This window comes from Chitinophaga ginsengisoli (assembly GCF_003014595.1).
GTDB classification, from domain to species: Bacteria; Bacteroidota; Bacteroidia; order Chitinophagales; family Chitinophagaceae; genus Chitinophaga; species Chitinophaga ginsengisoli.
The window spans coordinates 129,688-144,704 of record NZ_PYGK01000012.1; the positions used below are offsets into that span (position 1 = coordinate 129,688).

General features: G+C 45.7%; 13 protein-coding genes and 1 tRNA gene. 2 read left to right on the forward strand and 12 right to left on the reverse strand.

Annotation, left to right across the window (positions count from 1 at the left end):
* Positions 1–11: 11 nt before the first annotated feature.
* From CLV42_RS24215 to CLV42_RS24245, 7 genes are all read right to left on the reverse strand, one after another.
* Complete coding sequence (locus CLV42_RS24215; RefSeq protein WP_106604511.1) at positions 12–728, reverse strand: SDR family NAD(P)-dependent oxidoreductase; 717 nt, start codon at positions 726–728, stop codon at positions 12–14.
* The gene (locus tag CLV42_RS24220; protein ID WP_106604512.1) at positions 725–1,117 is read right to left on the reverse strand and encodes a MaoC/PaaZ C-terminal domain-containing protein; all 393 of its coding nucleotides are present in this window, start codon (positions 1,115–1,117) and stop codon (positions 725–727) included. Before CLV42_RS24220 ends, CLV42_RS24215 begins: the two co-directional genes overlap by 4 nt.
* Complete coding sequence (locus tag CLV42_RS24225) at positions 1,117–1,353, reverse strand: acyl carrier protein (RefSeq protein WP_106604513.1); 237 nt, start codon at positions 1,351–1,353, stop codon at positions 1,117–1,119. Before CLV42_RS24225 ends, CLV42_RS24220 begins: the two co-directional genes overlap by 1 nt.
* 6 nt (positions 1,354–1,359) lie before the next feature.
* Positions 1,360–3,084 (reverse strand): HAD-IIIC family phosphatase, encoded by a 1,725-nt coding sequence (locus CLV42_RS24230; protein WP_106604514.1) that lies wholly within the window; start codon positions 3,082–3,084, stop codon positions 1,360–1,362.
* 282 nt (positions 3,085–3,366) lie between these two features.
* Positions 3,367–3,439, reverse strand: a tRNA-Lys gene (locus tag CLV42_RS24235).
* 73 nt (positions 3,440–3,512) lie between these two features.
* A complete protein-coding gene (locus tag CLV42_RS24240; RefSeq protein ID WP_106604515.1) occupies positions 3,513–5,936 on the reverse strand; it encodes a penicillin acylase family protein in 2,424 nt (807 codons plus the stop codon).
* Between the two features lie 51 nt (positions 5,937–5,987).
* Entirely contained in the window at positions 5,988–7,097 is a 1,110-nt protein-coding gene (locus tag CLV42_RS24245; RefSeq protein ID WP_106604516.1) for an aminotransferase class I/II-fold pyridoxal phosphate-dependent enzyme, read from the reverse strand.
* A 26-nt stretch (positions 7,098–7,123) separates the two neighbouring features.
* Here CLV42_RS24245 and miaE point away from each other — a divergent pair, with 26 nt between their 5' ends.
* On the forward strand, positions 7,124–7,720 hold the full coding sequence (gene miaE / locus CLV42_RS24250) for a tRNA-(ms[2]io[6]A)-hydroxylase (protein WP_106604517.1): 597 nt from the start codon (positions 7,124–7,126) through the stop codon (positions 7,718–7,720).
* Here miaE and CLV42_RS24255 read toward each other — a convergent pair.
* Positions 7,717–9,957: a patatin-like phospholipase family protein gene (locus CLV42_RS24255; RefSeq protein WP_106604518.1), complete on the reverse strand. Its 2,241-nt coding sequence runs from the start codon at positions 9,955–9,957 to the stop codon at positions 7,717–7,719. The genes miaE and CLV42_RS24255 overlap by 4 nt on opposite strands.
* A gap of 166 nt (positions 9,958–10,123) precedes the next feature.
* Between CLV42_RS24255 and CLV42_RS24260 the strand changes: the two genes are divergently transcribed.
* The gene (locus CLV42_RS24260) at positions 10,124–11,608 is read left to right on the forward strand and encodes an MFS transporter (protein ID WP_106604519.1); all 1,485 of its coding nucleotides are present in this window, start codon (positions 10,124–10,126) and stop codon (positions 11,606–11,608) included.
* A gap of 80 nt (positions 11,609–11,688) precedes the next feature.
* Here CLV42_RS24260 and CLV42_RS24265 read toward each other — a convergent pair whose 3' ends face one another.
* The 4 genes from CLV42_RS24265 to CLV42_RS24280 are packed head-to-tail and all read right to left on the reverse strand — an operon-like array spanning position 11,689 to position 14,919.
* The gene (locus tag CLV42_RS24265) at positions 11,689–12,669 is read right to left on the reverse strand and encodes a GSCFA domain-containing protein (RefSeq protein WP_106604520.1); all 981 of its coding nucleotides are present in this window, start codon (positions 12,667–12,669) and stop codon (positions 11,689–11,691) included.
* Between the two features lie 3 nt (positions 12,670–12,672).
* On the reverse strand, positions 12,673–13,518 hold the full coding sequence (locus CLV42_RS24270) for a hydroxymethylglutaryl-CoA lyase (RefSeq protein ID WP_106604521.1): 846 nt from the start codon (positions 13,516–13,518) through the stop codon (positions 12,673–12,675).
* 13 nt (positions 13,519–13,531) lie between these two features.
* Complete coding sequence (rlmB, locus tag CLV42_RS24275) at positions 13,532–14,323, reverse strand: 23S rRNA (guanosine(2251)-2'-O)-methyltransferase RlmB (protein WP_106604603.1); 792 nt, start codon at positions 14,321–14,323, stop codon at positions 13,532–13,534.
* Positions 14,324–14,361: 38 nt separating this feature from the next.
* The gene (locus tag CLV42_RS24280) at positions 14,362–14,919 is read right to left on the reverse strand and encodes an NUDIX domain-containing protein (protein WP_106604522.1); all 558 of its coding nucleotides are present in this window, start codon (positions 14,917–14,919) and stop codon (positions 14,362–14,364) included.
* Positions 14,920–15,017 lie beyond the last annotated feature (98 nt).

The window sequence follows — 15,017 nt, forward strand, 5'->3', positions numbered from 1 at the left end:
ATAATTGAAAATTAAATGTCCATTGCGGCATTCATAACAATGTTCTGACCATTGATATGTTGTGAACAGGTAGTAAGAAAGGCAACTACATCCGCAACTTCCGCAGGCAGTATGAGCTTGCCCAGCGGGTGCGACGAAATAATCTCTTCAACCAGGCGCTCGTCTACATCCTGATTAAAATCAGTCAACATGAAGGAAGGTGAAACACAATTCGAGGTGATATTAAACCGGTTATTCTCTGTTGCCCATGACTTTGACAATGACAGCAAATAGTTTTTACCGGCAATATACTCCGACCATCCCACCGCAGGTTTGCCTACGATCGCCGAAGACAGGATCGTTATTATCTTTCCAGACTTCTTTTTCCTGAAAGCACTGATAGCAGCTTGCGTAACCGTAATGGTACTTACTATATTAGTCTTGAAATCCCTGATGAGGGATGCTTCATCTAATTTATGGAAATGTTTTTTTTGCGGGTTAACAGCAGCGTTATTAATCAGCACATCAATATTCCACTGGCCTATTTTATCGACCAATGACGACAACGATTTTTCATCGCTGAAGTCACATTGTACTTTTGATACATTAGGGTACTTTACCTCCAGTTCAGATGCAGCGGCTTCGGAATTAAGGTAAGTAAAATAGATGTGGTCCTCAGCCTTCTCAGCCAGCTTATTGACAATAGCGTTTCCAACGCCCTTACTTCCACCAGTTACTAAAATGTTCATATCAATCCGATTAATAGCTTTCCTTTAGCTACTTTTCTGTTATCTGTCTTGTTTATAAATTCAAACTTAAATTCTACAGCATTTACAGATTCAAATATGGCACTTTGTGTAGCCGAAAAAGAAAGCGTATCGGCTAAAAAAACCGGAGAATGGAATTTAATCTCCTGCTGTATAATCATGACATCTTTGGTAGGGAGCAGCTCTCCGACAAAATAAGACACGAACCCATTTAATATGTTTCCATGCATCACCACATCTTTAAAGCCCTTGGCGTTAGCAAATGACTTTTCTGTATGAAGGGGGTTCCTGTCATTAAAAATCCCCAGAAACCCATTATAGATTTCGCTGGAAACTTCAAATTCATGCTGATATTTGTCGCCCACCTGCATTATGCACTCAATTTTAGCGCGATAGCATCACACATTTCCCCAACATTTTTCCAGTTTCTTATTTCATTCGCAGAAAACTTCAGCTTGAAATGTTTTTCTATGGAAACGACCAGTTGTATATGATTCAGCGAATCCCATTCCTCTACATCAGCAGAAGTAGTTTCGCGGGTAATTACTAAATCATCATTTTCCAATACGTCTATGAAGATGGTATTCACATCCTTCAAAATGTCCATAACAATCTAATTAATATAGTGAATAAGAGGTTTGAAATTTTGTACATCCAGGTGCCAGAGCCCGTCCTTCTCTGCAAATCCCAGGCTGGGGTAATGTTCCCTCACCAGATCATTCTTAGCAGTCGCAATGTATTCACCCACAAGCCGACGGAAACCATTATTTTTTGCCAGTGCGATACAATAGTTCACCACAGCGTTTTCCACACCTCTTTTAAGCACCCGGCAACTCATCACCCAGGTATCGATAAACAAACTTTCGTCACTAAGACGCTTCAGAATAAGCACCGATATAAGACCATAGTCACCAAATTTATCCTTCAATTTAACCGAACAGGTAAAATAGTTGGAACTATCAGCTGCCATATCTCTGATCTCCACCTCGGAATACCTGACAGTTCTCAGGTTAAACTGGTTAGACCGTTGTGTAAGCTGCGCTATCCTGGGAATATCGATGGGATTAAAAGGTTCAATTACAATTTCCATTTGCAGACTTTTTAAATAGTCCTCAATGTTGGTTACAGTAAATTGAAGTTGCTGCCTTTGGGCTTCCTCCTGATATTGTTTAGTACGATCTTTATCTCCCGCTGAAAACGATGCTGTTTCGAAAAGATGCAATGATTTCAGGTAATCCAGGTATAAGGCCGGATCTTCCGGTAGTTCCGGTACACACACCGCCGGCAGGTTCTGGCGAATGATCGATCTTTCTGCCGGGTTGTCATCAAGGAATACCATGGAATCAAAGCCAATATTTAATATTTGCTGAATAGCCCTGATATTGTCAGCTTTGTTCTCCCAATTGGCAATGAAAACAGCAATATCATCCAGTTTCAGCACCATTTCAGGATGCTTTTCAAATGGCTCCTTCGCAACGGATTCCGTATTCTTGGAACAAACAGCCACAATAATGCCTCGTTCTTTCAGCTGTTTGATCCATTTCTGTAGTTCTGTATAAGATTTTCCAATCCCCAGTGATCCGATCTGTATTCCCTGTAAACCATCATCTCCGATAATTCCACCCCACATCGTGTTGTCAAGGTCAACGATCACACATTTTTTGATGGCCCCTAAGAATGCACCAATAAAAGCTACCAGCTTTTCAGAAATAGCTGCGTGAAAGTCCAGGGAATAATGGAGGTCAGCATTTACATATTGGCTCCAGTCCCTGATATGGCGGGTACCATAATATTGTATCAACCCGTTCAGGTCAAATAAATACAGATTATCAAATGTCCTTGCCAGTTGCAGCAATCCGGCATTCAGATCATAGACATTACTTGTAAATGATTGGTCTACCTTGGCATAGAAATTCCCAAAAACCTCATCATTGAGAATTTCCAGATTGTTAATGATAATTTTTGTCTTTATGCGGCTGTTTAAGACATTGATCAGATTCGTCAGATCAGTGATATAGTCACGGCAAAAAGTCGCTTTCTGTTCTGCTGACAGCGCGTAAAATTTGCTTTGTAATTTCAATGAAGAAATCGTGATAAAAACAAAATCAGCGTTAAAATTATATAACCCGGAATTTAAATCGTATATCTCAGATTCAATCTGATCGTATTCAGCATTGTATATTTCAAATTCAACTGAATGCTTCAAACCTGAGTACTCAATTGACTTTGCCAGAAACTGTGTTGTATAGTTTCCGAGAATAGCAATTTTGGCCTTTTTGAAATTATTCTTTTGAATGCCTTTCGCTTGACTTTTTAAGGTTTGAAAGTCTATTAACATTATTACTTAAAGTTAAAATGTATTTTAGTTAACAAGAATAACTAAGTGCCTGCTGCACATCGGCGCAAGGTAGTAAAAAATCGTTAATTAGTTTACAAATAGCGGTTTTTGATTCCCGGGAAATAGTCATGTAAAAGTCGCGACTACCTTGAATATCGGAACATTCCTAAGGCAGGCTCACTTGTATGAAAAATGAAAATAGGAGCGCTTTGAGAGAACACACACGTCCTGAAAAAACAAAACCTGCACAGTGTGCAGGTTTCAATTTGTTTAATCTTTCTGTGATCCCGCTGGGACTCGAACCCAGGACCCATACATTAAAAGTGTATTGCTCTACCAACTGAGCTACGGAATCATTCCCTTTTTGTGATTGGGAGTGCAAAGATAGGAATTATATATTCCCTTCCAAATATTTCTTAGAAAAATTTTCAACCCTTACTAAACCGCACCTTAAACTTCACTGCCGGGTCTGTACTTTCCTTCGGATCAAACACATGCAGCAAATAGTATTTTCCCTGTACCCAATCCTGTACCGCGTTGTCATAAAACGGGCTACCCGGATTACCGCTTTGTCCACCCGGATAGATGCCGTATGCCTCTGTCTTCTCACTCAGCTGCACCACCATTTTCCAGGAAGGTCCATGCACTTGTTTGGTCGCATTTACAATATGGCGACCTCCTCCGGTATGCAGGTTCATAGCGCTGAACGGAATAATGGACCGCGTCAGGTGGCGGATATTCGTACCACGGAAACGGCCAAACTCTAATTTATGCTCCTTGTCCAATGCCTTGGCGCTGTCTGCCGCAAAAGCGAAAGCAGTCAATATAGTCTGAGAAAGTGTTTCCTTTTCCGGCGTATGAATATTGTCGATGAATTTCATGGAAGAATCACGGATGAGCCAGAGCAGGGTGGTCTTTTCCCATGGCTGTTGCAACGGCGTCTTCTCACGGACGATATCATCATCCCAGATGGCAGATTGCAGCTTATCCCAGAAAATGTTGAAGATAGTAGCTGCTTTACTATCCGCACTACTCTGCAGGTTCCATTTATCCAGCAGCTCCCAGTAAGTACGCTGATCGGCGGTGAGCAGAGAAACAGGCAGATGTTTTCTGATCATCGGCAGGGCCGCACGGGCAAAAGGGTTCAGCACATCATTCTGCAGGTCCATCATTTGCTGTACAGTGATCTGGCTATCTGCTGCCAGCACTTCGTTGATGCGTTTCCCCCTGAAGAGATCAAAATCAGCCACATAGCGGTAAGGATAGGTACTATCAGTCGGATGCTGGTTGGCAGAACTCACAAACCCGCGTGCCGGGTTGAGTATATGCGGATTCTCTTCCTGCGGCACATATCCCTGCCATGCAAAGGTGCTGTCACTCCCCGGCATAATCCATTTACCCTGGTCCTTAAAACGCAAAGGGAATTGTCCGTTATGCCAGAGCGCTATTTCGCCCGTTTTAGCGGCGAATGCGAAGTTCTGGGCAGGACAGGTGTAATATTTTAAAGCGGCTAAATAATCCTTGTAATTATGGGCTTTATTCAGCTCCAGGAATGTCCTGATCTCAGCTGAAGGGTCCAGTGCTTTCCAGCGCATTGCGAGGAACTGGTGATTGGTGGTTGTATCGGGGAATACATTGTCGTATACCACAGGTCCCCATACCGTATAGGCTACCGTATCATAATACGGCGGCTCCCCTTTCACATTGATCTTCTCTATATGCAGGTCTGCATTACGGTACGCGCCGTTAAACAGGTACTGTTGTTTACCATTACGGAACTGCATCAGGTAAAAGTCTTTCACATCCTCTGCGCCATTGGTCACTCCCCAGGCGATATGATCATTGAAGCCAATGATAACACCCGGAGCGCCAGGTAGTGAAGCGCCGTAAACATTCATCTCAGGTGTATGGATCTGTACTTCATACCAGAGCGAAGGCAGGCTCAGACCCAGGTGAGGATCATTCGCAAGGATAGGCGCACCGGAACGTGTTTTAGACCCGGCTACCGCCCAGTTATTACTACCATTGTCAGGATCAGGTTTATCCTCCTTGAAATGCAGCATTACACCGGCTGCTTTCAGGATACTGTCTGCCGGTGTAATTACTTTTACGCTGGGCGCTGGATATGGTGTTCCCCGGGGAATGATAGGATCAATACTATCTCCGAAATCAGGGTACATTTTAGCAAAGTCTTCTTTGCTGAAAAGCTGACGTGCATTGGTATAAACGAGATCATTAGCCCCTCCTGCCAGATCCGCTGCCATCATCTTCAGCAACAGGGCAGAGTTTAAAGGCGTCCATTTCTCGGGCGTATAGTTCAGCAGTTTATATTCAAGTGGGAGTGTTGCTTTAGTGAGTGTACTGATATAAGCATTGATACCATCAGAATAAGCATTGATAGCGGGTCCGGCTACCGGGTCATCCTCCATTGCTTTCAGCGCCTGCTCAGCGCCATATAACATACCCAGCCGGCGCTGCTGGCGGTCATAGTTGAGCATTTTATTTCCCAGGATCTCTGACAGACGGCCGGCGGCAGCAAACGACTGCAGCTCCATCTGCCACAAACGGTCACGGGCATGCATATATCCTTCTACGTAGTAAGCATCTGTACTATTTTCTGCAAAGATGTGAGGCACCATTCTATCGTCCAGCCAAACCTCTACCTTCCCTTTCAACCCGGGAACATGCAGGTCTTCATTATAGTCTTTGCTGATAGATGTAGCGTTCTGCCAGAAACCCTCCTGCGGACTTAACAACCTTCCCAACGGTGGTAATGAGCCCCAGGAACGATCCAGACATACTATCAAAGCAATGGTTATCACCGCGCTAACGGTAAAGGGAACAAATCTCATACGTGCTAGGTTATCTGCTAATATACGTAAAATATAGCGGCGATATTGCCACTACTGCACCAATGCATTTATCAACCGGTCCACTTCCTCCATCGTATTGAAACTATGCAATACGATTCTCAAACGTTCTTTCCCCTTTGGCACCGTAGGATGTAGGATAGGCCTTACATCCAGGCCGGCCGATTGCAAACTGGAAGCGAGGTCGCGCGTCGTCTGATTACCCGGTGTCAATATTACCTGGATAGGTGTCTCACTGTACAATGTACTCAGACTGGCCACTCCTTTCCTGAAGTGATTTATTAGCACTGCCAGGTGCTCACGGGCGGTATGCATATACGGGAACAGCTCATAACTGGCCACAATAGCCGCAATGGCTGTCGGTGGCAATGCCGTGGTATAAATGAATGATCTGGAAAAATTAATAAGGAAATCCCGCAGGTGTGGACTCCCCAATACAACAGCTCCATGACAACCCACTGCCTTACCAAAAGTATGCACACGCGCAAAACATGCATGCTGCAATTGCAGGTGCTGCACCAGTCCCTCTCCCTTCTCCCCTACTACACCGGTGGCATGCGCTTCATCCACAATCAGATGGACGCCGTACTGTTCACACATAGCCGCAATCTCCTTTAACGGCGCCATATCACCATCCATAGAGTAGACAGATTCGACCGCTACGAATACATCGCCTGTAGCATGCTGCAGCTTCTTCTCCAGGTCATCCAGGCTATTATGCAAAAATGAAAACGCCTGTGCCTTCGACAAACGAATACCGTCCCTGATAGAGGCATGGATCAGCTGATCATAAATGATGGTATCTCCCTTCTGTGGTACAGCAGAAAACAAACCCAGATTCGCATCATAACCGGAATTATAGATCAGGCCCGCCCCACTCTGATGAAAAGTAGCCAGCATACTTTCCGCTTCCTCTATCCAGCTATAATTCCCCGCCAGTAAACGGGATCCTGTACTACCATGCATATACGGCCTTGCCTGCAATAAAGTATGTACACCTTCCTGCATCGCGGCACTGTTCGCCAGCCCCAGGTAATCATTGGAACAGAAGTCCACAGCCCCTGGCTTCGGGAGCCTCAGCTGCCGGAATGCATGCTGCTCCTGGCGCTGCGCCAATTGCTTTAAAAGAAAATCTTCTTTCATCTCCCAAAGCTAAGTAACTTTGCCCTATGAGTAAAGTTTCCATTCTGGGTCTGCATCTTCCTACTGATCCCCGCTGGGTAAACCTGGCAGCTATTTCCCTGGAAGAAGTCCTGACAGACCATGCCTTCTGCGAACAAAAAGCCGCGACATCCTGCATATCACTGATACAGCGCTATCCCGAAAAGGACAGGCTGGTACAGGAATTAGCGCCTATTGTAACAGAAGAATGGGGACACTTCCGCCAGGTGCTGGCAGAAATGCGCAAACGCGGTTATACATTGGGAAGACAACGGAAAGATACCTATGTCAATGCCCTGATGACACATCAGAATAAAGGAGGCGATCCACAATCCGTACTACTGGACAGACTGCTCATCTTTGCGCTCATCGAAGCCCGTAGCTGCGAGCGTTTCCGTTTACTGAGCGAAGGACTGGAAGACGAATACCTGCGCGAATTCTATCGTAAATTCATGATTTCTGAAGCGGGCCACTACCGCCTGTTTATAGACCTGGCCAATGAGTACCTGCCGGAAGACCAGGTAAAGACACGCTGGCAGGAATGGCTGACCATAGAAGCAGACATCATCAACAACCTGGAAGTACGGGGCGACCGCATGCACTAAAAATTGAAGCCGATGTTTACATACATCCGTAAACGTCCATCCTGATCACAATACATCAGGGACGCTTCTATAGGGCCGAGGAAAGAAGAATAGCCACCCGTCACGCCATAACCACTCATATATTTGTATTTCGCGGAAACATCTCCCAGGAAATCGTACAACGCCACACCCGCACGGGGAATAGCATAAGTATTACGCATCAGCTCATACTGGTAAGACAACTGGAAGGTGGCCGCGCTGGATGTCGTGATCTCCCCTTCCCTGATGCCTACGATAGGCAGCTGATTGCGGATCACATTGTTCAACCCTCCCAGTAAGAATGCATTGATGGGACCCTGCCGGTGATTAAAGTTAGCACCGCCCCCCAGCTGTACCTGTAAGGTACCATTACGGTTGAAAGGAATATTGTACTTCATCTGCATGATCGCCCGCTGGTAATCATTGAAGCTATAGTTGTAATCTCCCGGTGATACTTCCACACCATTTTTATACAAACGATACCCTTCCTGCTGACGGTATACCCAGCCTGATTCAAGCTGCAGATCCACCCCTCGGCGGGGAAAGATCTTCCGGTCCAGAGAGTTGATGCCGAAGTATAAATAACTGTTCATCTGGTTCCCATTTCCCTTCAGGACTTCTTCAGATTCATACCGGGGACTGATATTCAATAATTCGTACCGGTTGCCAACACCCACAGCCATCATGCGGTTCAGTGTATACTGGAAATGGATATCGCCATTCAGGTATTTCAGGTGATATTCCATCTGCCGCTTGAAATCTTTGTATAAGGTGAGCGCATTATCTTCAAAATAGGCGCCCAACCCGAATCCGAAATTCCTTTTGGGCCCCAGGTATTTGAAGTACTCTGCCAATATCCTTGGGTTCTCACCTATCGCCAGGCTCACAAAGGCACGGGAGTTCGGTACAATGAAGTTGCGCTGCGTAATGTTCACAATAGCACTGGCATTCGTGAAACTATTGTATTGCAGAGCGAATTTTACATACGTCAGTGGATTCTCCTCCACAGAAATATCCATTTCACTTTTACCATCCCCTTTAGGCTCCAGCTGGTAGGTGATCATTTTATAAAAGCGTGTACCAAATACATTCAGCACTGCTTCTTTGATATCGTTGGGCGTATAACACCCATCTTTTACCAACCCCAATCTTCCGAGGAAAAAGCCTACATCAGAATGCAACAGTCCTGTTACTTTGATGTCTACCAATTCTATGTCGGGTGTAAAGGGCAAACGGTTCTTATGAAAGGGTGTTTCCGGTGGATATAATGCATTCAGGGAATCGGCCATCCTTTTGAATACCGGATACATTTCCGCTCCTTTTTCTTTTCCGAGCTCAAGCAACGAATCCACACTACCAAAGCTGGCAGCACTATAATTGTCCAGGTGATGCTGGATGTAAATATCCGTTACCTTCTTGGCCTGTTTAAAATCGTCAGCATCCTTATAAAAGCCCAGCTGGTAAATAATATCCAGTGGTGTGACCAGTTGGTCTGCTTTTCTCAATCCGCCGCTTACATTGGAGCCGATCACAAGGTCTGCTCCCATTTCTTTTGCCGTGATCACAGGAAAGTTACGCACCACACCACCATCCACCAGCTTTTTATCGCCGATCTTTATAGCCGTAAATACAGAAGGAATGGCCATACTCGCACGGATAGCAGTCACGATATCGCCGGTATCCAGGGTAACGATATCACCGGTAGTAACGTCGGTTGCAATACATTTAAAGGGGATGTTAAACTTTGAGAAATCTTTCTCACCATTTACCGGCCAGCATAAACGCGCCAGTTCAAGCCATAATTGTTCGCCGGCAATTACGCCGGACGCCAGTTTAGGCTTCCCGTATTCAAAAGGTATTTCTATCAGGTATTTGTTGTATTCTCTTTTTTCTTCGTAGGAGATATCCGTCAGTACTGGCTGATTGGAGAACAGGTTGTCCCAGTCCATCTCATGCGCCATTTTTTCTATTGCATCTCCGGAATATCCCATGGCATAGAGCGCACCGATGATGCTCCCCATGCTGGTACCAGTAACATAGTCCACTTTGAGACCAGCACTGTCAATTGCCTGGAGAATACCTATGTGCGCCAGACCTTTAGCACCACCACCACTCAGGGTAAGGCCGATTTTGGGCCTTTTTCCTCCCTCCTGCGCAAAAACTACTGCGGGTAAAAGGAGTATTATGATGAAATAAACTAAAGCCTGGCGTTTACGCATATTTGATCTTGTGTGGTGCAATTCCTGAAGTCCCAATAAAGTTAATAGAAATACTTCTAATATCAGACGCGTTATTCCGCCTTTTCCCCCATAGAAATATGTAAATTCTATAACATTTACAACAATTTTCCTATATTATACATTCGTATTAACCATGTAACCACGTATGAACAACAGCAAAATTACACAATCCATCTGGCAGGTAATACTGGCCTCTTCCGCAGGAACATTGATTGAATGGTACGATTTCTACATTTTCGGTAGTCTCTCGGCCATCATTTCCCAGAAGTTTTTTCCGCCAAGCAATCCTGACCTGGCCTACATTGCCACATTGGCCACCTTTGCTGTGGGATTCATTGTGAGGCCTTTCGGCGCCCTTGTATTTGGCAGGCTGGGAGACCTTGTCGGACGTAAGTATACCTTCCTCCTCACCTTAATGATCATGGGTGGTTCCACCTTTGCGATCGGCCTGATTCCCAGCTATGAAAGTATAGGCATTTTTGCGCCTATTATCGTATTGGTATTAAGGCTATTACAGGGCCTGGCTCTGGGAGGTGAATACGGCGGCGCAGCTACTTATGTTGCCGAACATGCCCCGGATCATCAACGGGGATACTATACCAGTTTTATCCAGACAACGGCCACACTGGGCCTGTTTGTTTCCCTTGCCGTGATACTGATCACCCGTTCCAGCCTTACAACAGAAGATTTCAACAGCTGGGGATGGCGTATCCCATTCTGGCTGTCCGTTGTACTGGTGATCATGTCATATTATATCCGGATACGTCTGCACGAATCACCTCTTTTCCTGCAGCTCAAATCAGAAGGCAAAACCTCCACCAATCCCATTAAGGAGAGCTTCGGTAAAAAGGAGAATCTCCGCCTGGTATTGCTGGCGCTTTTTGGCGCGGCTATGGGTCAGGGCGTGATCTGGTATACCGGTCAGTTTTATGCCCTCTCCTTCCTGCAGAAAACCATGCAGGTGGAGTTCGTACAGTCCAATATCATTATCGCGGTAGCGCTTGTGCTGGGTACACCATTCTTCATCTATTTTGGCAAATTATCTGATAAAATAGGTCGTAAGAAGATCATGATGACAGGTATGCTGGTCGCTGCGCTGGCCTATTATCCCATCTATGCCGGTATGGACCGCGTGGCGGATCTTAGCAGGAAAACAGAAGATACCACTAAATACAGCATTGAGAATTCCATTTCCCGGAACAGTAAAATGCAGAACATTGAGAAATCTGTGAAGGTCAGGGTGTTTACTGACGGGTCAAAAGCGCGTGAGACTGTCACCGTTACGGATGGTAAATCTGAAACAGTAAAAGAGATCATTGTTAGTAATGCGCAGCTCTGGTGGCTGATACTACTGGTATTTATACAGGTTATTTTCGTTACCATGGTGTATGGTCCGATAGCGGCCTTCCTGGTAGAGCTTTTCCCTACCCGTATCCGGTATACATCCATGTCATTCCCTTATCATATCGGGAATGGGGTTTTCGGAGGATTATTACCTACTGTATCGACCTTACTCGTAACGCAAACGCATCATCACCTGGCAGGGTTGCTTTATCCGATTAGTATTGCGCTGATATGTTTTGTAGTGGGTGTAGTGGGGATTAAAGGGAATATGATTCACCAGGATTAGTGTTTTGCAATCAATAAATAAAGAAGAGGGATTTACAAGTATTACGTAAATCCCTCTTCCTTTATTTATCATTTCTTCAATTATTTTCCTTCAAAATATGCCAGTGCTTCCTCCAGTCGCAGAAATGGATATTCCTTCATTAACTGCTTCGTTTTCTTTGCATAAGTTTGCAGAAATTGCTTATGCTGGTTGCTTTCCGGGTTGAATGGCCGGTGCTGCATTGCACGATTGATATCTTCTACAAGCGGCAATAGATTACGTCCTTCTTCCGATACACAGCTCGCAGTAAAATGCTCCCATACGTAATTGACAGCCAGTTCATTCGGATGCACCAGGTCCTCTTTATAAAAACGGTAATCCCGCAGGTCGTCTATCACCAGTTCGTAAGCAGGGAAATAGAAAAGCCGGTCAAATTTATTCACCAGGTGATGTACGGTTTGTATCAGTACCGCTTTACTGAGATTATTTTCCACTACGCCATCCCTGGCATAACGTACAGGACTTATGGTGAACAGGATCTTTACTTTCTTATTCCGGAAGAAAAGACGGTGCATCAGATTATCCAACGCAGCAATAGCATCTGGTGGAGAAAGTAATTTCTTATGAAAATGGGAAGACGGTACTTTATGGCAATTGCCCACTACCTGATTGTCGGAGGCAAGTGTATACGTATATGCAGAGCCAAGGGTAATGATCAGCCAATCAGCCTCTTCCAGACGCTGAACCGCTGCTTCCTGCGCTGCATTGATCCTTGCCAGCACGGCATCCATCTGCAGACCGGAAAAGCGACTATGATGGTCCCAGCTATGCCATAAATCCCCATGAGAAAATAAATCATCCGCAGTATACTGATCCCTGTCGAGATAAGTGTGCAGTGCCTGGGTAATACTGATTGGGTTATATAAGATGCCGTGGGGATTTACCAGGGCATCAAAATGATGTTGTTGTAACCGCGCTCCTATCTCTTCCGCAAAACAGGACCCCATCAGCAGTATTTTATCGTCATACCGGACAGGTGTCGCAATGGGTGAAACAGGAAACGTCAGGCGAAAATTTGTCATATCCTAATAAAAAATACGGTCCGCAATTTCCTGAGCAGCCTGGAGTGCCTTCATATCTATCCCCAGCTGTTCATGATGCTGTATGCTGAACTCCAGCAAACGCTCAGTGGCCAGGTTTCCAACCAGTTCGTTATGCGCCATCGGACAGCCACCAATGCCCTTGATCGCACTATCAAAACGCCGGCACCCCTGGTTATAGGCTGCCGTCACTTTTTCTTCCCAGTTATGAGGTGCAGAATGAAAATGAGCGCCAAATTCCACCGCCGGGTAAGCTGGTATCAATGTTGAAAACAGCTTGCTGATGATCTCCGGATTGGCGACACCCACGGTATCTGCCAGGGAGATAATCTGAATATCCCGCTGCACCAGCTCATCCACCCACCGGAGGGCAATGGACGCATCATAATGATCTCCGTAAGGATTACCGAATCCCATAGAGATGTAGACCACCAGTTGCTTATTGTTCTTAATGCACAATTCCTGGAAGGTGTCTACCAGCTCCATTGAGGCCAGAATGGTCTTGTTGGTATTGCGTAGCTGAAACGTTTCTGATATGGAAAAAGGATATCCCAGGTAAGCGATCTCATCGAACACCACGGCTTCTTCAGCACCCCGCTGATTGGCTACAATAGCCAGCAGTTTACTTTTTGTACCGGTCATATCCAGGCGGGGTATCACCTCAGCGGTATCTGCCATCTGGGGGATGGTTTTAGGCGATACAAAGCTGCCACAATCGAGGGTATTAAATCCCACTTTCAGCAGTGCATTCAGATATGCTACCTTTTCATCCGTGCTTATAAGTCTGTGCCAGCCTTGCATGGCATCACGCGGACATTCGATCAGTTTCATTTACTGGTGATTTTTATGCGCCTCTTTGCTTCATGGCTTCATACAGGATGATGCCTGCAGCAACAGATACATTGAAGGATTCGAAGTTTCCGGCCATAGGAATGTGAAACAAGGTATCTGACGCCTTCAGGAGAGCCGGGTATACACCTTTGTCTTCCGATCCCATAATCACGGCTACCGGTTCCTGCAACTGGCAATCATAGAGTTTGGTTTCCGCCTCCATTTCGCTGGCAATGACCTTGATACCGTTCAGGTGAAGGGTATCGATGGCTTTCAGCAGGCTGTTCACCCGGCATACGGAGATACTTTCCAGTGCGCCGGCCGAAGACTTAATAGCCTCCTCGTTCAGCGCCGCTATTCCCCTGTCAGGAATAATGATCGCCTGGGCGCCGCAACAAACGGCACTACGGGCAATAGCTCCAATATTACGCACATCGGTGATCCCATCGAGAATGAGGAACAAAGGTGTTTCTCCCTGTTCGGTCACATGCGATATCACATCCTGCAGGTCAAGGTAGTTGATCTGCCCTGTAATGGCAATAACACCCTGATGATTGAATGAGGTTAATCCATTCAGTTTTTCCACCGGAACGAGGTTCACCGGGATATTATACTGATCAGCTAACTGCTTGATCTGGGGGATGATATCCCCGGTTGCGCCGCGCAACATGTAAATACGTTCTATTGCCTTTCCTGCATTGATCGCTTCCACTACCGGCTGCCGGCCAATTACCATTGACGATGCCTTTGGTCTGGGGGCATGCTGGCGAAATCCACCAGGCTTTTTAAATCTTCTTTGTTCCATTATCTGCAAAGAACGGAATTTAATGCCAATTGGGGAATTCATATCTCTCCTTCCAGCATCATCAGTTTTATCTTCTGAATGGCGGCGATAGACAGGGAGTCAGTGATCTCATAGTTTTTGACCATCTGGTAGGCCGTCTCAAAAGGTATCCTTTTTATGTACAGCTGCTCCGTTTCTTCCGGTTCTGCCGTCCTTTGCTCCAGTCCACGGGCCAGGTACACCACCCCTGCTTCATCACATACTGAGTTCGACAGGTGCATCTTCACAATGGGCGTCCAGTCGCTGGCAACCAGACCGGTTTCTTCCAGCAATTCCCTTTTTGCGCCTTCCAGCGGGTCTTTCCCCAGCGAACCTCCCCCTTCAGGGATCTCCCAGGAGAACTGTTCCAATGCAAAGCGGTATTGTCCCACCAGGTAGATATGGTTTTCTTCATCGAGGGCTACCACGCCGATGGCGGCATTTTTAAAATGTACGATGCCGTAAATACCCGGGCCTCCGGAAGGGTTTAGTACCTGGTGTTCTGTTACCCTTATCCAGGGGTTATCATATTTCATTTCACTGGATAAGATGGTCCAGGGATTTGTTTGTGTATCCATATAACAAAGAAAGCAAAAAAAAACCGCCTCGTTAAAAACGAGACGGTGTCAACCAGATGTCGGCGGTAAATACCTTTTGAACATCATACCTAAATCTA